This is a genomic window from Proteus sp. GOKU (assembly GCF_015475555.1).
GTDB lineage: Bacteria > Pseudomonadota > Gammaproteobacteria > Enterobacterales > Enterobacteriaceae > Proteus > Proteus mirabilis_B.
This window is the reverse complement of the sequence record NZ_CP034105.1, coordinates 623,041-645,529: the sequence shown is the minus strand read 5'-3', so window position 1 is coordinate 645,529 and position 22,489 is coordinate 623,041. Positions and strand designations below refer to the sequence as shown.

Sequence of the window (22,489 nt, the reverse complement as noted above, 5' to 3'; positions counted from 1 at the left end):
ACTTACCCTATCTGTCTTGCGCCACGCGTATCTATACGGCAGATATGTACAAAACCTTCACTGTTTTGTACGTAGTTTTGTTTCAGCCATTCGGCCATCTCTTGTGCGATTTCTAATGAATCACTAATCGTAAAAATGGTAGGTCCTGAGCCTGAAATGCCACAAGCTAATGCGCCTTTCTTCTGCGAAGCCTCTCTGGCTTTTTCAAATCCCGGAAGAAGTTGGGTGCGATAAGGCTCAGCAATCACATCTTGCATCAAATTAGCGGCTAATTCTGATTGCTGAGTATGGCAGGCATGAATAAAGCCAGATAAATAACGACCGTGGTTAATAATGTCAGCTTTAGAGTATTGTTTTGGTAAAATCGCTCTAGCTTCTGCCGTAGAGACCTTAATGCCCGGATATGCCATAACCCAATACCAATCATCAAAAGTTGGTACAGACTGACAAATAGTGCCGTTTTGTTCCAAAATAAGTTGTAGTCCACCTAAATAACAAGGCGCAACATTATCATAGTGAACACTACCTGAAATACGTCCTTCAAGCTCGCCCATCATCAGCAGCAATTGCCTTTCACCAAAAGGCTTTTGAGCAAATTCATTAAGTGCAACCAATGCCGCAACCACAGAACAAGCACTTGATCCTAAACCAGAACCAATTGGCATATTTTTCTCAAGTGTCATTGCAACAGGAAGTTCTTTGCCTAACTTTTCACAAAACAACTGCCAACATTGATACACAATATTTTGCTTAGGATCTGAAGGTAATTTGCTAACAAAGTGTCCTTTACTTTCAAGTGTAAATGCCGAAGCCGCTTCAACAGTGACACAGTCACCCAGTAATTGCCCATCAATAGGTGAAACTGCCGCGCCAAGGACATCGAATCCGACACTCACGTTGCCTATTGATGCTGGTGCATAAACTTTAACCACGCTTAAACTCCCAATTTCCATGATAAGGTACGTAATACATCTGCAAACACCCCAGCAGCAGTAACATCATTACCAGCACCATATCCACGTAATACCAATGGAATAGGTTGATAGTAGCGAGTGTAAAAGGCTAAAGCATTTTCACCATTTTTCACTTTAAACAGAGGATCATTCGCATCAACTGCCATTATCTTAACTTGGCATTTACCTTCATTGATGATGCCAACATAACGTAATACCTTACCTGCTTTTTGTGCTTCTTCGACTTTAGCATCAAATTCAACATCAACTTGAGGTAAACGATTTAAGAAGCTTGCTACATCACCTGAGCTATCAAATGAAATAGGCAGTACAGGCTCCACATCGATATCACTTAGCTCTAATTTATAACCCGCTTCACGCGCTAAAATAAGCAGTTTACGCGCAACATCCATACCTGAAAGGTCATCACGAGGATCAGGTTCTGTAAAACCTTTATCTTTTGCTGAAAGAGTCGCTTCAGATAAGCTTTTACCTTCATCTAATTGACCAAAAATGTAAGATAACGAGCCTGAAAGGATACCATTAAATTGAACTAACTCATCGCCTGCATTTAACAAGTTTTGCAAGTTCTCAATAACTGGCAAACCAGCACCCACGTTAGTGTCATATAAGAACTTACGGCGCGAAGCTTCTGCTGCTTGTCGAATTTGATAGTAATAATCCATCGACAGCGTATTCGCTTTTTTGTTTGGTGTAACCACGTTAAAGCCATTTTGTAAGAAATTTGCGTATTGTTGCGCAATTTCTTCATTAGATGTGCAATCAACGATCACAGGATTTAAGAAGTGGTACTCTTTTTCTAAACGAATAAGTTGGCTAAAGCTAAAAGGTTCTTTCGCTTCTTTTAAAGCTTGTTGCCAATTATCTAAATCAATACCTTGCATATCAGTCAGCATGGCTCTTGAGTTAGCAATACCGCATACACGAAGATCGATATGCTTATTTTTCAACCATGCTTGTTGGCGATGGATCTGTTCAATTAATGCGCTACCCACACCACCAACACCAACAATAAAGACTTCAACAATTTGATTGGTGTTGAAAAGCATTTGATGGCACAAACGCACAGCATTGGTTGCTGAATCATTAGCAATAACGGCTGAAATTGAGCGTTCTGAAGAACCTTGTGCAATAGCAACAATATTAATATTGCCACGAGTTAATGCTGAGAAGAATCGCGCTGAGATCCCTTTTAAAGTACGCATACCATCACCGACAACAGAGATGATAGCGACGTTTTCCATGATATCTAAAGGATCAAGTACACCATCTTTTAATTCTAAATAGAATTCATCTGATAATGCTTTTTGCGCTCTAATAAGTTCTTTTTGTGGCACACAAAAACTGATGCTGTATTCAGAAGAAGATTGTGTAATAAGAACAACAGAAATTCCGGCTCTCGACATGACAGAGAATACGCGAGCAGCCATCCCCACCATACCTTTCATGCCAGGGCCAGATACGTTGATCATCGCCATATTATTAAGGTTGGTGATCCCTTTAACTGGAGTGCTGTCATCTTTTTGACCATCACCAATTAATGTACCCGGAGCATCTGGATTGCCTGTATTTTTTATTAAACAAGGAATTTGGAATTGGGCGATAGGCGCAATTGTACGAGGGTGAAGTACTTTAGCACCAAAGTAAGAGAGTTCCATCGCTTCTTGGTATGACATGCCTTTTAACAGGCGTGCATCAGGAACTAAACGAGGATCGCAAGTATAAACACCGTCAACGTCAGTCCAAATTTCACAACACTCTGCACGTAGGCAAGCGGCTAATACAGCAGCCGAGTAGTCTGAACCATTACGGCCTAATACCACGAGTTCATTTTTCTCATTACCCGCAGTAAAACCCGCCATTAAAATCATATCGTCTTTTGCGATATTGAGTTCTAAGATGCGACGAGTAGATTCAGGAATATCAACGGTAGATTCTAAATAATGACCTTGTGCGAGTAGGTTTTTGACAGGATCGATTACAGTGACATTGTAGCCACGAGCCTGTAAAACGGATTCCATAATAGCGATAGAAAGCTTTTCACCACGACAAATCATTGCCGCATTGATGCTATCAGGGCATTGTCCTAATAAAGAGATCCCGTGAAGGATATGTTTAATCTCTGCAAATTCACGCTCAACTTTATCTTTTAAGCGTTCATAATCAAAACCGGGTTGTTTTTCTCTTAAACCTTGTAATAAGTTGGCAAAAATTTGCTCGGCTTCTCGTACTTGAGTGAGAGGATCTTCGCCTTCTGCCGTTTTTTCAATCATTGCAACCAAGTAGTTAGTTATCTTGGCTGGTGCTGATAATACGAGAGCGACTTGTCCCTGCTCTCTTTTTTTCTCAGCGATATCAGCAACATTCAGCACACGCTCTGCGTTGGCAACTGAAGTTCCTCCAAATTTTAACACTCGCATACAGCTCTCCTGATTTTTCACCCAAAAAAAAACCCGCATTTCTCAATGCGGGCTTTTTCGATTTTCGTTTTTTATATGCGACAGCCCGCCCCGCAATATAAGATTCCGGTGGTGGTGGTAATAATTGTCATTTTAGCTGGGCTGTAAATACGCATAACTATCCTGTCTGTCTCAAATTTAGTTTGACTATATACTGGTTAAAGCAAAGCGAGAGAGATGTCAAATTTTTTCTTTTTTTTCACCGAAAAATAAACTCGACTTAAATAAAATATATTCGATCCTTACCCCTATTGTAGTATAGATATTGCTATCACAAAGGGATAAACAAAGAAAATAAAGCTACCATTTTAGGGTTATTTGGGGATTTGTACTTTTATAAGGAATAAGGTATTTTATGCTACTTTAATTTGTGTAACAAAACTGGAAAAAAAAATAAACCCCACTATATTTAACATATATTTTTCTTTTACATTACATAAATCAAATTATATAGTTAACTATTGAAATCAAGGTTAAGCTGTTATCTTGATTTTGATATGTGTCAACAAAAGTTAGCTTTTTAGATGGTATTTAATACAACTGGTGTTATATTGCTGTTAATAGACTATGGGCGTTTTGCATTCTGATTTTAGCGTTCATTGTCGATTAAAATTGCAAGTTTTGTAATAACGTGATGGTTATTTATCGAATTTCAATCTGGGTCTAGTTTTTACGTGCTAATAACAAAAATGAATAACCACACAAATGCACACAGAAGTTAAACACAGATTTCCTTTTTCTATTTTTGGTAATTTTAGGTAGCAAATATGCAAACCCCGCACATTCTGATTGTTGAAGACGAAGTTGTTACTCGTAATACCCTGAAAAGCATATTCGAAGCTGAAGGGTATATCGTACACGAAGCCACTGATGGCAACGAAATGCACAATGTTCTATCTGATCATGATATTAATCTGGTCATTATGGACATTAACCTTCCTGGTAAAAACGGGCTATTACTTGCTCGTGAATTACGTGAACAGGCAAGTGTTGCATTAATGTTCCTAACGGGTCGTGATAATGAAGTGGATAAAATCTTAGGCCTAGAAATTGGTGCTGATGATTACATTACTAAACCATTTAACCCTCGTGAATTAACGATTCGTGCACGTAACTTACTGTCACGTACCATGAATTTAGTTAATGGCACAGAAGAACGTCGTTTAGTTGAAAGCTATAAATTCAATGGTTGGGAGCTTGATATTAACAGTCGCTCACTAATCAGCCCTGCTGGTGAACAATATAAATTACCACGCAGTGAATTTCGTGCGATGCTACATTTCTGCGAGAATCCAGGAAAAATCCAAACTCGTGCAGAATTACTGAAGAAAATGACAGGCCGTGAACTGAAACCTCATGATCGTACTGTTGACGTAACCATTCGTCGTATTCGTAAGCATTTTGAATCAACACCAGATACACCAGAAATCATTGCAACAATTCATGGTGAAGGTTATCGCTTCTGTGGTGATTTAGACGAGTGATTTGATCCAACCTCAAACACTTAACTAATAAAAAACCCCTGAAATGATATTCGGGGGTTTTCTTTTATCTAAAGAAAGGTTAATAAAATCACAAAAGGTGAAAATTGATCTCAGCAACTGTTTTGAAAAAAAATATAACTTCTTTTTAAAAAATTTTTTTAACCTTATTCGTATTAATTTTATTAACCATTAATTTCTCTAGCAAATAAAAATCACTCTTTCCACGGCATAATAGGTACTGCACTAATCGCATTTTTTGGCGAGCCATCAATGACTTTATCTGAGTAAGTCAGGTAAACCAGAGCGTGGCGCTGTTTATCGTAAAAACGCACAACTTGAAGCTTTTTAAATACGAGTGATGTTCTTTTCTGGAAAACAACATCACCATTATTTTTTCCTTTAATAACCTTTTCACTTAGTTCAATAGGCCCTACTTGCTGGCAAGAGATAGCCGCATCAGCAGTATCTTCAGCAAGACCTAAACTTCCTGAAATGCCCCCAGTTTTTGCACGACTCAAATAACATGTGACATTTTTAACTTCAGGATCATCAAATGCTTCAATCACAATTTTATGGTTAGCGCCAAAAAACTTAAATACCGTATCTACGTATCCAATTTCTTCCGCTTTTGCCATCAAAGAAAAAGGGAGTAAGATAGATACTGCTAGCATCTTTTTGAAATTTAACATATTTACCTTGTTCCATTGAAAAGATGAGAAAATAATTCCGTCTAGAATAAAACAATCCATTACTAACTGATAGAAGAATTTGTGTACATTAGTCGATGAAAAAGACTATATTTTACGATTGTCTAACAATATAACTTGTTATAGATGTTCAGGCTATTTACCATCTACAGCAATAAATAAACGAATATGACTAAGGGAGATGTATGGATCAAACCAACATCATACGTGATTTGCTCGCTTGGCTTGATAGTAACCTAGATAAGCCATTATCCCTCGATAATGTCGCAACTAAAGCGGGTTACTCCAAGTGGCATCTACAACGCATGTTTAAAGAAGTTACAGGACAAGCGATTGGTTCTTATATTCGTTCAAGGCGTCTATCCCGTGCAGCCGTTGCATTACGTTTAACGAGCCGCCCTATTTTAGACATTGCTTTGCAATATCGTTTTGATTCTCAACAGACTTTTACCCGTGCTTTTAAAAAGCAATTTGATAGAACGCCCGCTCTTTATCGCCGTTCTGATGAATGGTGTGCGGTAGGAATTTGTCCACCAATTACCTTAGATCCTCAAAATTTACCTAAATGGGAATTTGTAACGTTATCTGAGAAGAAATTAATTGGCATTGAGCAAACTTGCAGCCATACCCTTGAGCAATGGGCTGAAGCCTGCTCTGACATGCGTCAAACCTTCTGGCGCTACTATATGAGTAAGATAAGTGCCGTTCCTCATCAAGTGTATGGGCTTCATCACGCCCAGCATAGCGATGAGCATGAAGACGAACAGCGTGTACTTTATACCACTGCCGTTGAGCCTGATTACGCAACGTTTATTGATGATGATGCAGCAAATGAAGTCTCTCTTGCTGGCGGTGATTATATTCGCTTTGATTTTGAAGGTGAGGCGAAACGAGGCGCAATGCAGGAGTTTTTATTCCTAATTTATGGTGTCTGTTTACCTAATATGGGATTAACACGCCGTAAAGGCTATGACGTTGAAAAATACTATCTTAAAAATGTGCGTTACAGCAATGAGATGGTGACTGAACCACAAGATCATATCGAACGTTTTGAATATTACATTCCCATTAAACGTGAAGATGTAACTGCATAATAAAAAGCTCTCTTTGTGATATGAAAAAGAGAGCTTTTATTTTTTAGCGCTGAACTTCATCTAGTGCAGTATCAGTAAGATGACTTACATCACCTGCCGTTTCAATCACCCAACCATTGGCAAGCCAAGGGCTATTTTGATAATCAACGCGTGAAATTGAGCAATTACGCAATCTTAAACGGCGTTCTGCATATGCAGGTAATCCCAACACGGTGCTCAGTAAGCACCCTAAAGCAATACCATGACTGACTAAGAGTGGACGGCTATTTTCGGGTAAATCAAGACATTGATTTAGCGCAGCCTGCATACGACTTGCTAATTCTGTCATTGATTCTCCTTGGGGAATTCGTCCATCAGGTGTACCATCAATCAAACTCTTGCGCCAAGCCTCTTCTTGTGTCTTTAATGTTGCGATCTCTCGTTGTTCAAGAACGCCCATATTGAGTTCACGTAAACGTGGGTCAGTTATCACTTCACAGCCACAAGCTTGTGCAATGATTTCTGCCGTTTGACGAGTGCGGCCAAGATCGCTTGAGATAATGTGGGTAATGCCTGCTGATTTTACTTTTTCAGCAACTTGCTGTGCTTGACGCACACCATTTGCAGTTAGTGGGCTATCAGATTGCCCTTGAATACGTCTCGCCACGTTCCATTCAGTTTCACCGTGGCGAACAAGATAGACCTGTAACATACATTTTTTCCGTTATACTGCTCTAATTTTTCAAAGGATGATTAATTCATTATGTATCATGTCATTGCAGCCACTACGAATCCAGCAAAAATCAACGCGATAAAACTCGCCTTTGAGCAAGTATTCGGTAAAGATACCTTTGATATTGAAGATATTAATGTCGATAGCCGTGTTCCACAGCAACCTATCGGAAATACAGAAACGAGAACTGGCGCACGTCAACGTGTGATGGCGGCTCGTCAAGTTCGCCCTGAAGCTGATTTTTGGGTTGGCGTCGAAGCCGGTATTGAAGATGATATGACCTTTGCTTGGATTGTTGTCGAACATGGTCAAATTCGTGGAGAATCACGCTCTGCAAGCCTTATGCTACCAGAACAGATCTTAAAAGGTATCCGTGAAGGTCGCGAGCTTGGCGATGAAATGGCTTTCTTAACAAAGATTGACAATATTAAACAGCGCGGTGGTGCAATTGGTTATTTTACTGATGGCCTACTCAGTCGTACTTCTGTGTATCAACAAGCATTAGTGCTGGCATTAGTGCCTGTCACTCATGATATCTATAAAGAACTCAATCAAAAAGAAGATTAATAATTAATCTGATACGTTTTTTTAGATAAATTAGCTTTTAAATAAACAAGAAGCAAAAAAAGCCATTTAATCAAATAATTAAATGGCTTTTTTATTACTCTAGTTTACATCATAACAACGCGACTATTTTTTCGTCATTAGCTCTTTTTCAAGCCATAATTTCACGTCATGTGGCGCTGTTTTTAAACTATTAGAGCCTCTAGTGATGGTGGCAATACCAACGCCTAACTCTTCTTTTAACTCACGCTGACTTAAATCGCCTCGCATTAGCTCTTGCACAATGCGGACTCGCGTTGCCAAAGCACTACGTTCATCGGGTGTCATTAAAAGTTGTAAAATAGGAAATTGCACATCTTGCTCAAAAGCATGTTGTAATAACGCAACAAATCTTAGCCAGTGCTCATTCTCTTCAGGTGATAATGCAGGATCTTGCATCGTGGGAACCTCTTTTTGCCACACTCATTAACTAGTACACAATATAACATACTTTGCTAATGTACAAAGAGGCTCCGACGATAAATCCGCGTTATTCTCTCTTAATAACGACTATTCCACTCATTTTCAGTCAATACTGGCTGCTGTTCACCCGCAAAGTAGCTATAGAAAACAGCAAAAGAGAGTACATTTTTGACATAACCTCGCGTTTCAGCAAAAGGAATACTTTCAACAAACGCTATCGCATCTAATTGACCATTTGCATCAGATAACCAACGATCAACACGTGCAGGTCCCGCATTATACGCAGCGCTTGCTAGAATACGGTTTTGGTTAAAACGCTGATAGACAGAATCAAGATAAGCCGTACCAATCTCAATATTCTTCACAGGATTGGTTAACTGAGCACTACTTACATATCCTGTAATACCTGCTTGTTTTACCGTAAATTCTGCTGTTTTTGGCATTACCTGCATTAAGCCTGTTGCACCTGCTGAAGAGCGAGCTTGAGGGTTCCACGCACTTTCTTGACGAGCAATTGCCATCGCATAATTACGGTCTATCGATTTATCTTTCGTGTATTGCTCAAATTCATTTTTCCAAGCAAGAGGGAAACGTTCTTCTAGATGATCCCACATTTTCCCTGTGATCGTGGCTTGTACCGCTAAATCAGCCCATTTCTGCTCATACGCATAACGCGCTAATTCAGACTGCATTTGCGCTGGCTGTGAAGCAACATAGTTTGCCCACTCTGATCGCGCTAAGTTATCCATCTGCCAATACATTAATTCACGAACGCGCTGTATTTCTGGCTGATTAGGGATACTTGATGAAACACTTGGTGCTTTATCTATCACCATCACATAAGGCTTACCTAATTTAGTCGCTGCAACCATTGGGTAAAAACCACGATTTTGTGTCAGCGCTTCTAAAATAGCTTGTGCTTCACTGTTTTTACCTTGTGATTGCAACACCATTGCGCGCCAATAACGCCACTCTTCCTTATTTTTACTTTCAGGTGAGAGTCTTTCTAACCACAATGCCAATTCAGCTGGTTGGTTTTGGCTTAATGCTAGGCGTACTCGACGCTCACGCAATGTATCTGATGCCGTATCTTGAATAACGCTATCACGCCATTTTACCTGCTCTGGTGTCGCATAAGGCATATATTGCCACGCCACAGTATCACGCATTAACTGGCGTTCACTCGCCGTCATTTTTTGGGCATGTGCGATATTATCAATCTGTGCTCGAGCAGCATCTGCGTCTTTTCTTGCCCAACGAGAAAATGCAGATTGTATGATTGAGCGAGTAAAATCCGTTGGTGAAAGCGCGGTTGCATAACGCCCCACTAAGTTTGGATAGTCTTGTAATTCAACTAAGGCATCGCTAATGGTTTGATAATTCTGAGGAAGGCGACGAGCCAAATAAGCAGCAAGTCCCGTATTACCATTTTTAATCGCTAAATTAATTCGCTCTAACACTAATTCTGGAGTTAATTGATTCGCCTTTTGCCATTCATCAAAAAGAGCATCGCAACTTGATGGCATTGAGGTGCCATTTAGCCATGCTTCTTTAGCGCCTACCCATGCGGTTTGAACATCGCCTGTTGCCCATTTTGCATAATAATAATTACATCTTGCCGCTTTAGGGTTAGGAGGATTTGGGCTAAAAGTCAGTAAATTCTGCCACTCTTGGCGTTTTGCCAATTCATTCACAAATAGAGAAGGAAGTGCTTTCGCTGGCGGTAATGTAGGATATTTAGCAACAAATTCAGTGACCACAGCAGGTGCAATCACATCTAGATTGTCCGTAATTTGACGGTATTCTAAATAGGGATAAAGTGGGTAACTTTGCAATGTTGGGAGTAATTTTTCTACTTCGTCTGTTTTTTTAAGATCCCATGCAGCTTTAATTTCTTGATAACGAACACGTTGTTCACTTAATGAATCCGCTTGTGCCCATGTAGAAAAACACAATGCGCCTATTGCTACTGCTAATGACCATGTTTGCTTCACCACGTAATTTCTCCCACTTCAAATAGAACCACCAAAGACTGAATACATTAGCTAATATGATAATCATTAACAATGTAAGTTCCCCTCTTTAAGAGAAATTTTCATTACTTTCAGAGGAAGTACGAAAGGTAGATAAAAACCTCTCTTTTGACTAAGGTTTTCTTTTATAAATCGGGTATACTGGCGACTTTCATCATTTTCGGGTCTTTGGCAAATACTGACATTGACTTTGCTATTGTTCATTTTGGTGCCATAAACACGCGGCTTAATCACAAAAAATTTGTTTTTAGCGCAAAAAGTGGCACCTCAGATAAAATCTCTTTTATAATCAAAGGGTAATTATAGTGGCTCAATACGTTTATAGTATGTTGCGTGTCGGGAAAATTGTCCCACCTAAGCGACATATCCTTAAAAACATTTCACTCAGCTTCTTCCCGGGCGCGAAAATTGGTGTGCTTGGTCTTAATGGTGCCGGTAAATCGACATTACTACGCATCATGGCAGGTATTGATACTGATATCGAAGGTGAAGCACGTCCACAACCAGGTATTAAAATTGGTTACTTACCACAAGAACCCAAATTAAACCCTGAGCATACCGTACGTGAAGCCGTTGAAGAAGCCGTCAGCGAACTGAAAAACGCATTAAACCGCCTTGATGAAGTTTATGCGGCTTATGCCGATCCTGATGCTGATTTCGATAAATTAGCAAAAGAACAAGGTCAGTTAGAAGCGATTATTCAATCTCATGATGGTCATAACCTTGAAAACCAATTAGAGCGTGCAGCAGAAGCACTGCGTTTACCTGAATGGGACGCTAAGATTGAGAAACTTTCAGGGGGTGAACGCCGTCGTGTTGCTATCTGTCGTCTTCTTTTAGAAAAACCAGATATGCTGTTATTAGATGAACCAACTAACCACTTAGACGCAGAGTCTGTCGCTTGGTTAGAACGCTTCTTACACGATTATGAAGGTACTGTTGTGGCGATCACGCACGACCGTTACTTCCTTGATAACGTAGCTGGTTGGATCTTAGAACTTGACCGTGGTGAAGGTATTCCATGGGAAGGTAACTACTCTTCATGGTTAGAGCAAAAAGACGCGCGTCTTGAGCAAGAAGCTGCAACCGAAGCTGCTCGCCATAAATCTATTCAGAAAGAACTTGAGTGGATCCGCCAAAATCCTAAAGGTCGTCAAGCAAAAGGTAAGGCTCGTCTTGCTCGCTTTGAAGAACTTAATAACGTTGATTATCAAAAACGTAACGAAACCAGTGAACTCTTTATTCCACCTGGACCACGTTTAGGGGATAAAGTGTTAGAAATTAATAATCTAACAAAATCTTATGGTGATCGCGTTCTGATTGATGATTTAAGCTTCTCTATTCCTAAAGGAGCGATTGTTGGTATTATCGGTCCTAACGGTGCGGGTAAATCAACACTCTTTCGTATGATCTCAGGTCAAGAACAACCTGATTCAGGCACCTTAACACTTGGTGATACTGTTAAACTGGCATCGGTTGATCAGTTCCGCGATAGTATGGACGACAGTAAAACGGTTTGGGAAGAAGTTTCAGGTGGCCAAGACATTATGCGTATTGGTAACTTTGAAATTCCAAGCCGTGCCTATGTTGGTCGCTTTAACTTTAAAGGCGTTGACCAAGGTAAACGTGTTGGCGAACTGTCTGGTGGTGAGCGTGGTCGTTTACATCTTGCTAAACTGCTACAAGTTGGCGGCAACATGTTACTGCTCGATGAACCAACCAACGACCTCGACGTTGAAACTTTACGTGCATTAGAAAATGCCCTGTTAGAGTTCCCAGGCTGTGCAATGGTCATTTCCCATGACCGTTGGTTCCTTGACCGTATTGCCACACATATCATCGATTACCAAGATGAAGGTAAAGTGGAATTCTTCGAAGGTAACTTTACCGAATATGAAGAATACAAAAAACGTACATTAGGTAACGATGCTATTCAGCCTCGTCGCATGAAGTACAAACGTATGAGTAAATAATCGAGTTTATTTACGATATTCGATACTAAAAAAGCAGAGATTATTCTCTGCTTTTTTATCGTTATATAGTTATTAACTCTCTTGCCTATAATCAAAACTTAAAGGCGCTGTAAATGAAATATTACCATTTTCTAAACGATAGCTCTCAGGTGCAGGAAATGGTGAAGCGCGTTTAATTGTATTTAAAGCCTCTTTATCAAGAAGGCGATTACCTGATGATGTTTCCACTTTCGCATCTAATAACTCACCTTTTGCATTTAACACAATAGAAACTTGTGTCACGCCCGTTGCTTTAAAGCGCAATGCTGTTCGAGGATAGCGTTTATAGGCATTAATATGGCTATGAACCAAGCTTTCCCATCCCATTTGCCCACTTACAGAAGAGGAAGATAAACTATTAAATTGAGCACTACTGCTTGTATTCGAGCCAGAAACAGGTGCGCTTGTTACATCTGATGGCGCTTCTGAGACAGGAAGATCATCAGGGACTTTTACCGCAACCGGTTTGGGTTTAACCACGGGCTTTACTTTCGGTTTTTCTGGAATACGCTCATAAGTGCCTTGTGCTACTACTGGCATTTTAGGCAAATCTAACACTTCTTTGATAGGTTCAGGTTCTGTCTCTGCTGGCTCAGGAACAGACATCACTTTCTCAGGCCCAACAGGCACTTCTTTTGTTTCTGCCTGTGCTAATTGATAGATACCGAGATCCATTGTCATCGCGGGTGGTAAAACGCCATGGCGTTCATCTTTAGATGTTATCCAGCCAATAGCGACAACAGCTAACGTTGCATGAAATAAAATACTGGCGGTTAATCCACCAATAGAAAATGAACCACGGCGTGAAAAAGTCGCCGACATACTACTCATAATTCTTGCCTCTGATTTTCTTTCTTGTGAATTATAGGCATAATATAAACACAAATGATATTGCTTATTATTAATAATACAATAAAAAATTAGCTTGATAATTATCATAACTTGTTCGCATGAGAAGCAGTAAGAGCTTATTATTTCACTCTTTTTTAGACACCAGAGATTATGGCTAGCGATAAATCATTGGCACAAAAAATTAGTTGTGCCTATCAATCAACCTATGGGCAACTTGTGCGTTTTTTCCACAAACGTACGGGGAATTACCATGACGCAGATGATTTGTCTCAAGATGTGTTTACACTATGGCTAAACAGAAAAGAACAAACACCTGTACAAGAACAGCGTGCTTTTCTGTTTAAAATAGCGAACCATGTTTTGATTGACCATTGGAGAAAAAATCAAAAGCAAAAAGATATCTATCAGAATGATTGTGAACTAGATGACGCCGCTCAAAGCTATACCACGGAGCTTGATCCGGGATATGTCCTTGAGCATCAACAGCGTTTAGATCTACTTAGCGAAGCAATTGAAACATTACCTCCACGCCGTCGAGAAGCATTTGTTCTTTATCGTTTTGATGGACTATCACAAAGCGAAATTGCAGAGCAAATGGAAATCTCAATCAGCATGGTGGAAAAACATATTGCTGCTGCCCTATTACATTGCAAAAGATATGTCGATGCAGGACAGGAGAAATGCACGAATGATGAGTAAGCCGGAGAAAAACATACCGGAAACGAAACCTCACACAGATGAGGATCTAGACTCCCTTTTTTTGGAGACTAATGATGAATTACTCAATGAATCGACTGATGAGCAAGCAGCCCTTTGGTTCACCCGACAACACAGCCAAAGGATGACTCCCAAACAACGCCAAGCATTTAAAATATGGATAGAAAATGATGTAAACCGGCAAGCGTATCAAGATATTGCGGGGATCTGGCGTCAATGCGATGCATTACCACGACCAACGATAGCCACAGTTGAAAAGAAAAAACGCTCTCCTTGGCGTCCAATGATCCACACCTCTGCTACTCTTTGTTTGCTCACCGTTTTATATCTTCCTTATAGTCATTTACCTGCATTACTGATGGATAATATGACGCTTGCAACCAGCGACTTACCAAAAGAAATGACCTTAGCTGATGGATCTAAAGTCTATTTAGACAGAAACACACAGGTAAGAGTGGCTTATGTGCAAGAAGAAAGACGGCTATGGCTAGATAAAGGACAGGCCTATTTCAAAGTTAAATCAAATCCTTATCGCCCTTTTTATGTTCATGCGGATACTCGATTAATTAAAGTTGTCGGCACTGAATTTGAAGTTAGTCGCTATGATAACCACCAAGTTAACGTTGCTGTTCATGAAGGGATTGTTGAAGTAAAAGCAGCACCAAAATCTTCCCCAGCCTATTTGTATGCAGGCTCTCAAGCCACCAGCACATTAGCAAATGACAGTTTTGTTATCTCTTCGGTCAACATTGATTCCGTGGGAAGTTGGCGTTTTGGTCAACTGCATTTCTTTGAGCGCCCATTGAATGAAGTGATAGCCAAGCTCAAACCTTATCTTGATATCAATATTCAAATTTCCTCACCCGAAATTGCCAAAATGAAAGTCTCAGGAATAGCTAACATAAATGACGCCAAAGACTTTATTACCGCAATTCCACTTATATTGCCGGTTAATGTCGTTTTTACTGATAAAAATAATGCGTTAATTATCAACAAGTAAAAAGAAATATGAAAAATATTCTTTTTTACAGGTGAGGATAATTCTCATTTCACCCTCTTCCCTAGTAACAACAATTATTAAGTTAGTGAATGGGATTGGTGAAATGAAAATGAATAACAAAAAAGGGACCCTTAAGAGGTCTCTACTAGCATTGCTAATAAGTACGACTATTGCCGCACCTTGTGCTTATGCATCTACAGTTTCGGTGGCTTTACCAGAACAGTCTTTGGCTGATTCATTAAGTGCCATTGCAAAACAAGGGCAAGTACAAATTTTATTTGATGCAAGTTCGGTCAAAAACCTGCGTGCTCCAGCACTTTCAGGTCAATTTGAAACCCAAACTGCATTACAAAAAGTCTTAATTGGTAGCGGGTTAGAAATTATTCCACAAGGTAGTGGATTTGTTATTCGTCCCCTTGCAACAACTAACGCGATTGTTATTCCTGAAGTTAAAGTCACCGGTGTTGGTAGTACTTATCACCCAGCTACCGATGTCGTTTCCGCACCACAATACATCACCGCAGAAGAGATAAAACAGCGTAATACCGGTGATGGAAACGTAACTGACTTACTGAAAAGTAACCCTGCTGTTCAATTTTCCAATAATGACAGCACATCAATGAATCAGGGTGAAATTAAACCTTCACGTATTTCTATTCATGGTTCTAGCAGTTATCAAAACTCCTATAAACTTGATGGTGTCAGCTTTAATAATGACTTTGACCCAGCAAACTCAGGTAATGGTGAAACCAATACTCGTGTTACCAGTGACGAACAAGGTATGTACCTTGATAGTCGATTAATTGATAGCGTCGCGGTTTACGATAACAACATTCCTGTTGAATTTGGTGGTTTTACTGGCGGGACTGTCGAAGTACAAAGCCGTCGCTGGTCAGGCGAAACGCATGCCAATGCCTATTACCGCACAACGCGCTCAAGCTGGAACAATATTTTTACTGATCCCAAGCTGAATTTTGATACAGCCAATAATGATTTTAGTAACCCTGCTCGTTTCCAGAAAAAATATGATAAACAAAACTTTGGTGGTTGGTTTGAAACGAGTCTAACTGACAATACGGGGCTAATTTTCTCTGCATCACGTCGTGAATCAACCATTCCGATGATGATTAGTGCAGAGGGCGGAATTATCCTTACGCCAGATGGTCAGTTAGAACAAGTTGAACAAACGCCACATTATCGTGACCAGACCCGTACTTCCGATAACTATTTTATTAAATATTCGTGGGATATTTCAGAAAAACAAACCTTTGATTTATCAACAAATATTGCGCGATACAAAAGCTATTTATTCTCAGGTTCAGTCTATAACTCAGGCTATGATAATGAGCATAATGGTTTAAGTTTTACTGCACTCTATAAGCATCAACTTGATCTTGGTTCATTAGAATTAACTGCGGGTTATCAAAACCTTGAAGACAAGCGTTCTAATGATCAAGACTACTTTGTCACCATAAAAGACTATACCGATTGGCAAAACCCACAGCAGATAAGCAGTGGTGGTCAAGGCGATTTGAAGAGCAAACAAGAAACCTACAATGCCAAAAGTATCATGCGATTTAACCCAATTGAATGGGGCTCGGTTAGCCATCAGCCAACAACAGGGTTTGAAGTTAGCCGTACTAAAGGCTCTTATGTTCGAGATAAAACCTATTACAACCATACCTATACTGGCTCCACATGGGATGATCAGTGGATGGGTTCATTACAACAAACAACCCGTTTCTTAGCGGGTACACATGATGCTTCATATACCAACTACGCAATTTATGTTGATGATAATCTCCAATATAAGCGCTTAACTCTGCGTCCAGGTATTCGTTTAGATAGAGATGATTTTGTTCAAAAAAATAATATCTCTCCACGTTTAAGTGGTACCTATGATATTTGGGGTACAGGGAATACCTTAATTATTGGTGGTATAAACCGTTATTATGGCCGTTCAATGCTGACTTATGCACTTTATGGCGCACAGAACGCAGGCTTACAGCATTGCTACTACTCTTGTGATAACGATAATCCAAATGATTGGGAAAACCGTACCGACTTTGAAGGTGTTGATTCACTAAAAACACCTTATAACGATGAGCTGACACTAGGCTTGCAACAAGAAATTGCATCAACCACTTGGCGTTTACAATATGTTCATCGTGAAGGTCGTGATGAAGTTCGTAGTGATACCAAATATCCAAATGACAAAGATAAAATAAGAATTCGCCATTTTAATAATAATGGACGCAGTACTCACGATACCTTAACGCTTTCTGTGAAAAACAGTCAGCCTTGGGAACTAGCACACGCCGATCATGTTTTTAATGCCTCTATTAGCTGGCAAAAAAGTAAAACCAATACGCCTAAAGACTCTGGTTATGCCAACTTCGATCCTAGTGCACAAGGGATGAACTACGACAAAGTATGGTATGACGGAAAAATCATCAATGCCAAAGACTTACCTTCTGGCAATTTTAACTCACCATTAAAAGTCACGGCTGAACTCACCAGTGTTTGGGATGATTTGGATTTGACTTGGTATAACCGTCTTCAATGGAATGGCGCTCGTTCACAAGCAGAGAAAGCCAATAATGGCTCCCCAAGACCAAGTGAATATGGCCCATTATTCGAATACAAAAAACGTAATTACAGCAGTCGTTTTTCTTGGGATACCAAATTGGGTTGGAAACCTGAATTTGCTTATGGCGTAGGTATCTCTGTTGAAGTGAATAACGTCCTTAACACTAAAAATGTGACTGACTACTTCACTTATCAAGATAAAGATTACAAGTCGTATGAACCAGGCCGTCAGTTCTGGTTACAAGTCAGCTACGACTATTAATAAATTGACGAAGTTAATGTGAGCAACCAAGTCGATACACAATAAAAATATGACCAATAAGCAATGAAAACAATAAAACAATTTTTCTATTTAGTTTCACCTTTTTGGGGGCGGCGTGCCGCCCTTTACTGCTGGTTTCTATTGATTGTCTCTTTGACCTTAACCCTGTCATCCGTCTGGTTTAACGTCAAAATGAATGAATGGAATGGCGGTTTTTATAACGCATTACAACAACTTGATGGGCAAGCGCTCTACAAGCTTCTTCAACAATTTGTCATTATCATCGCGGGATTAATTACTGTTGTGGTAATGGGCGATTTCTTACGTCAAAAAATGGTTATTCGCTGGCGAGAAGGCATGACTGAACAAGTGCTTGATCGCTGGTTATCAAAAAACAGTAAGCACTACATGTTAAGACTCACTTCTCAAGAGCCTGATAACCCGGATCAGCGTATTGCAGAAGATATTCGTTTACTGATTGAATCCACAATGCGTTTAACCGTGACATTTTTGCACTCGTTACTCACACTTATCTCTTTTGCTACCATTCTTTGGTCACTGTCTGGCGCTATCTCTTTCACATTAGGAGGTAGCGAGTGGACAATTCCCGGCTATATGTTCTGGGCTTGTATTATCTATACCATTATCGGGATCACCATTACGCAATTAATTGGTTCACCATTGCGTAAAATTAATATGGATAAACAGCGCAAAGAAGCTGATTACCGTACTGCGCTCATCACCCGAAAACAACATGGCGATGCGATTGCAGGTCAACGTGGTGAAATCAGTGATCGCAACGAATTAATGAGCCGTTTTCTAGGGGTTATTCATAACTGGAATAACCTTATTCGCTACGAAAGAAATCTCGCATTCTTTACGGTGGGCTATCAACAAGCTACTGCAATGGCACCAATTATTTTTGCCTTACCTAAATTCCTTGCTGGTGAATTAATGCTAGGGGGATTAATGCAGTTGAGACAAGCATTCTCTAGTGTTGCAGGTGCATTGAGTTGGTTTATTTTCTCGTATAAAGAGATTGCCGCATGGCAAGCAACAGTGACACGTCTTTATAATTTTGTGGTGCTGTTAGAACACGATCATGAACCGGAAGTCGCTGATTTAAATGATAAACAGACTAAATTAAAAGCCAATCTTTCCCTATTTATGCAAGATGATAGCTTGTTAATCCAAGACATTAACTTCTCGGTAAAAGCGGGTGAGTTAACTGTTATTGAAGGTTGCTCTGGTTTAGGCAAATCAACACTGCTTAGAGCATTAAGTGGGCATTGGCCTTATTTCAAAGGGGATATTCAACGCTCGCCAAATATATGTTGGGTCCCACAACGTATGTATCTGCCTTTTGCACGTTTAGACAGTTTGCTCGCTTATCCTTGTCAGCCTAATCAGTTCTCCGCCAAAGAGTACGAAGAAGTGCTTCATTTAGTGGGCTTAGACAAAATAAAAAATCAACTTTCACTAGAAACTGATTGGACAACACGCCTATCCGGTGGTGAGCAACAACGCCTTATTTTTGCCCGTTTATTACTCAATAAACCTGAGCTTATTTTATTAGATGAAACCACTTCTGCACTTGATGAACAAAATGCATTAAACATGTTGCAGTTACTAAAACAACATCTGCCAACCGCAGGTATTGCCTTAGTCAGCCACCAGCGCTTTACACATGTGATTGCAGATAATGTGATTTCACTTAAAGCCCCTACCGTGTCCTCCTCTCAACCTGCTGGAGTTACCGAATATGTATCGTAAATTACTGATTGTTTCAGTCAGTCTTTCACTTTTAGGGTGTGCAGCAAGCACCCCTAATCAAAATGACAAGAATACTCTATTACTGCGCCCTGATGTTCGCCATTTTACGCTAGATAATGGTTTAGACGTCTACTTACTACAACGCCCACAAACCGGTGTTGAAATGCGCCTCCTAGTAAAAAGTGGCTCGGTTCAAGAAGATGAAAAACAGCTCGGTTTTTCACACTTTACTGAACATATGGCATTTAAAGGTACAACCCATTTTCCGGGTACAACGGGCTTTAAACAGCTTGAAAGCCTAGGCATGAAATTAGGTAGTCACGTTAATGCCGCGACAAGTTTAAATGCGACAACGTATAAACTGTCATTACCGAATGCAAATCCGATCCAAATTAAAACAGGGTTAAAAATCTTATCAGACTGGGCTTTTGAAATGACATTTGACCCGATTGAGTTTGATAAAGAGCGTCCAGTTATTGTTGAAGAATGGCGATTACGTCAAGGCATTGGTTTTCGTATTAATCGCCAGTTAGAAGAATTGCGTTATTACGGTAGCCGTTATCTGGATCGTGATCCTATTGGCGATTTAGAAATTGTTAAACATGGCGATGTGAAAGATGCAAAGCGTTATTACGATACTTGGTATCAACCAGAAAGAATGGCATTAGTACTGGTCGGTAACTTTAATCAGGGCGATGCTATTGCTGATATAAAGCAATTGTTTAATGCTAAAAATAGCGAGAATAAAGGGATTGATGATCCATCTTGGCACAACTTTATCGATCATAAAGATCTACTGGTCAAAACGATTTTCGACAAAGAGCAAGGTTCGCGTATTTTACAGTTCACCTTGCAACGTACTTTGCCAGCCCCTTTAAATAGTCGCCAAGGCCAATATGAAGATTTAATGGATTCATTATGGCTATCTATTTTAAATCAACGTTTCTCCACTATCGTTGATAATGGATTAATGGCTTCTATTAGCGCCAATGCTCAAGGTGCAATGTTAGACTCTCGTCGTTCACAACAATTGATGATTGCGCACCCTAAAGGTAATGATTACCAAGGTGCATTAGATATCTTATTTACAGAAGTTCAACGCCTCGCTTCCGTTCCAGTAACTCAAGAAGAGTTAGATAATGCTCGCAACGCGATGCTAAAACGTCTAAGCCAACAAGCAGCTGGTGAAGAGCGTTACGAGCACGATTATTTAGCCAATCAAATCACAACAGCTATTGAATTGGATATGCCAATTCAAACGAAAAAACAGGCGCTAAATTTAAGCTATCAATTAATCAATAAAGTGACTCCTGAAACATTGTCAGCTTATTTTGCTCAATATCTAAAACAATCATCACCACGAGTTGCTGTGATTGGCCCTGATAATGATGCTAATGTGTTTAATGCAACTAAAGCTGCACAACGTTGGCAAGAAATTAGACAATCAAATCCGGGCGCATTTACCCTAAAAACGCAAGCCGTTGTACTCGATATTAAACCTGAGCTCACAGGTTCAGTCGTTTCAACGCAATCACTTCCGATTGAAAAAACGCAAGAATGGACACTGAGCAATAATGTAAAAGTGATTGTGAAAAATGACAGTTATCTCAAAGATAATATTCAAGTTTCACTGCGTATTCCAGGCGGCTCTTCACTTGAAACAAATCAAAGCTTAGGTATGGTTCAATGGGCATTAAAATTACCAGAAGTAAGCGGATATGGTAATTATAATGCGCGTGAATTAGCGTTATTTACCAAGCAACACCAGATCAGCTTACGCCCTTATAGCGAACTGTTATTTCATGGTTTTCGTGGTGAAGCGCCAATTGATGAATTAGAAACCTTGCTAACACTGATGCATCTAAAAATTACGTCGCCACAGTTTAACGGTGAGAAATTAGAGCAACAAAAGCAAGCCATGGCATTAGGTATTTCAAAAACACCTGTTGAACGTACTTTCTTGGATAATATCAATAAAGAAAGCTATCAAAATGGCGATCGCTTAGTGGTTTCTCCGCAAGGTACTTGGAAACAGTTTACTGCTCAACAATTACAGCAAACAAACCAAATGATCTTAGGTCAACCTGCTGATATGACATTAGTTATCAGTGGTCCTGTCAATCTAAATCAAGTTAAACCTCTGGTTGAACGCTGGATTGCGAGTCTGCCAACACGTTCAGAGCAACGCTTATTTTGGGCAGATCCCGCCATTAATCCTAAACTCACTTCATTTAGCAAAACATATCCTATTGCAAGTAGTGATAAGAGCATGATTAGCATTCAATATGCAGCACCTGCTCAATGGTCACAGCAACAAGTATTAGCGCTAAATTTACTGGATACAGTGATCAGCCAACGTTTAAGACTCAACCTACGTGAAAGAGCAGGCGGTATTTATTCACTTGGTTTCTCTGAAATGTTAACGAAAGTGCCTACAAGCTACTATACCGGTCGTTTAAACTTTACAGCATCACCTGAACGTGCAGATGAATTAATCACTCTCGCTCGCAAAGTCGTGAATGAAGTTAAGCAATCAGGCATTACAGATAAAGAGTTACAAGAGGCTAAAAATATCTGGTTAACTGAAAATTCACAGGTAAATGACAGTGCAAGTTATTGGACAGAGGCTCTTGCTCAAGTTGCAACGGATGACCAACAGTATCAGCGTTTACTCACTGATCCTGCCATTATAAAAACATTAAGTGTTAACGATATAAACCAAGTAGCTCGCCAATGGTTAGGTGAAAATGAAAAGGTCTTTAAGTTAACGCCAGCAACTCAAAAATAAGCCATAA

General features: G+C 39.8%; 16 protein-coding genes. 9 read left to right on the top strand and 7 right to left on the bottom strand.

The annotated features are described in order from the left end of the window. Nucleotides 1–2: 2 nt before the first annotated feature. A complete protein-coding gene (thrB, locus tag EHE21_RS03080) occupies nucleotides 3–953 on the bottom strand; it encodes a homoserine kinase (RefSeq protein WP_194951811.1) in 951 nt (316 codons plus the stop codon). Further along, a complete protein-coding gene (thrA, locus tag EHE21_RS03075) occupies nucleotides 935–3,394 on the bottom strand; it encodes a bifunctional aspartate kinase/homoserine dehydrogenase I (RefSeq protein WP_194951810.1) in 2,460 nt (819 codons plus the stop codon). The genes thrB and thrA overlap by 19 nt, the downstream gene beginning before the upstream one ends. A gap of 806 nt (nucleotides 3,395–4,200) precedes the next feature. Here thrA and arcA point away from each other — a divergent pair. After that, nucleotides 4,201–4,917, top strand: a complete 717-nt coding sequence (gene arcA / locus EHE21_RS03070; RefSeq protein ID WP_006535263.1) for a two-component system response regulator ArcA — start codon at nucleotides 4,201–4,203, stop codon at nucleotides 4,915–4,917. Nucleotides 4,918–5,129: 212 nt separating this feature from the next. On the opposite strand, the gene creA is transcribed toward arcA, so the two are convergent. Then, the gene (gene creA, locus EHE21_RS03065) at nucleotides 5,130–5,588 is read right to left on the bottom strand and encodes a protein CreA (protein ID WP_171455359.1); all 459 of its coding nucleotides are present in this window, start codon (nucleotides 5,586–5,588) and stop codon (nucleotides 5,130–5,132) included. A gap of 221 nt (nucleotides 5,589–5,809) precedes the next feature. On the opposite strand from creA, the gene robA reads away from it, so the two are divergent. After that, a complete protein-coding gene (gene robA, locus EHE21_RS03060; protein WP_194951809.1) occupies nucleotides 5,810–6,718 on the top strand; it encodes an MDR efflux pump AcrAB transcriptional activator RobA in 909 nt (302 codons plus the stop codon). A 43-nt stretch (nucleotides 6,719–6,761) separates the two neighbouring features. Here robA and gpmB read toward each other — a convergent pair whose 3' ends face one another. Then, entirely contained in the window at nucleotides 6,762–7,409 is a 648-nt protein-coding gene (gene gpmB / locus EHE21_RS03055; RefSeq protein ID WP_194951808.1) for a 2,3-diphosphoglycerate-dependent phosphoglycerate mutase GpmB, read from the bottom strand. Between the two features lie 51 nt (nucleotides 7,410–7,460). On the opposite strand from gpmB, the gene yjjX reads away from it, so the two are divergent. Next, on the top strand, nucleotides 7,461–7,997 hold the full coding sequence (gene yjjX / locus EHE21_RS03050; protein WP_023580954.1) for an inosine/xanthosine triphosphatase: 537 nt from the start codon (nucleotides 7,461–7,463) through the stop codon (nucleotides 7,995–7,997). Nucleotides 7,998–8,120: 123 nt separating this feature from the next. Here the strand turns inward: yjjX and trpR are convergent, their stop codons facing one another. Both trpR and sltY read right to left on the bottom strand, forming a co-directional pair. After that, nucleotides 8,121–8,432, bottom strand: coding sequence for a trp operon repressor (gene trpR, locus EHE21_RS03045; protein ID WP_075671359.1), 312 nt, complete (start codon nucleotides 8,430–8,432; stop codon nucleotides 8,121–8,123). A gap of 101 nt (nucleotides 8,433–8,533) precedes the next feature. Beyond that, nucleotides 8,534–10,453 (bottom strand): murein transglycosylase, encoded by a 1,920-nt coding sequence (sltY, locus tag EHE21_RS03040; protein ID WP_088493771.1) that lies wholly within the window; start codon nucleotides 10,451–10,453, stop codon nucleotides 8,534–8,536. 341 nt (nucleotides 10,454–10,794) lie between these two features. On the opposite strand from sltY, the gene ettA reads away from it, so the two are divergent. Then, the gene (gene ettA / locus EHE21_RS03035; RefSeq protein ID WP_036911774.1) at nucleotides 10,795–12,462 is read left to right on the top strand and encodes an energy-dependent translational throttle protein EttA; all 1,668 of its coding nucleotides are present in this window, start codon (nucleotides 10,795–10,797) and stop codon (nucleotides 12,460–12,462) included. Nucleotides 12,463–12,534: 72 nt separating this feature from the next. Here ettA and EHE21_RS03030 read toward each other — a convergent pair whose 3' ends face one another. Continuing rightward, a complete protein-coding gene (locus EHE21_RS03030; protein WP_194951807.1) occupies nucleotides 12,535–13,332 on the bottom strand; it encodes an energy transducer TonB in 798 nt (265 codons plus the stop codon). 171 nt (nucleotides 13,333–13,503) lie between these two features. Between EHE21_RS03030 and EHE21_RS03025 the strand changes: the two genes are divergently transcribed. The 5 genes from EHE21_RS03025 (at nucleotide 13,504) to EHE21_RS03005 (ending at nucleotide 22,482) form a co-directional block, all read left to right on the top strand. Then, complete coding sequence (locus EHE21_RS03025; protein WP_194951806.1) at nucleotides 13,504–14,052, top strand: RNA polymerase sigma factor; 549 nt, start codon at nucleotides 13,504–13,506, stop codon at nucleotides 14,050–14,052. After that, complete coding sequence (locus EHE21_RS03020; RefSeq protein WP_228766728.1) at nucleotides 14,042–15,070, top strand: FecR family protein; 1,029 nt, start codon at nucleotides 14,042–14,044, stop codon at nucleotides 15,068–15,070. Before EHE21_RS03025 ends, EHE21_RS03020 begins: the two co-directional genes overlap by 11 nt. 103 nt (nucleotides 15,071–15,173) lie before the next feature. Beyond that, complete coding sequence (locus EHE21_RS03015; protein WP_194951805.1) at nucleotides 15,174–17,921, top strand: TonB-dependent receptor; 2,748 nt, start codon at nucleotides 15,174–15,176, stop codon at nucleotides 17,919–17,921. A 63-nt stretch (nucleotides 17,922–17,984) separates the two neighbouring features. Continuing rightward, a complete protein-coding gene (locus EHE21_RS03010; RefSeq protein ID WP_194951804.1) occupies nucleotides 17,985–19,694 on the top strand; it encodes an ABC transporter ATP-binding protein/permease in 1,710 nt (569 codons plus the stop codon). After that, a complete protein-coding gene (locus tag EHE21_RS03005; RefSeq protein ID WP_194951803.1) occupies nucleotides 19,684–22,482 on the top strand; it encodes a M16 family metallopeptidase in 2,799 nt (932 codons plus the stop codon). Before EHE21_RS03010 ends, EHE21_RS03005 begins: the two co-directional genes overlap by 11 nt. The last annotated feature ends 7 nt before the right edge of the window (nucleotides 22,483–22,489 follow it).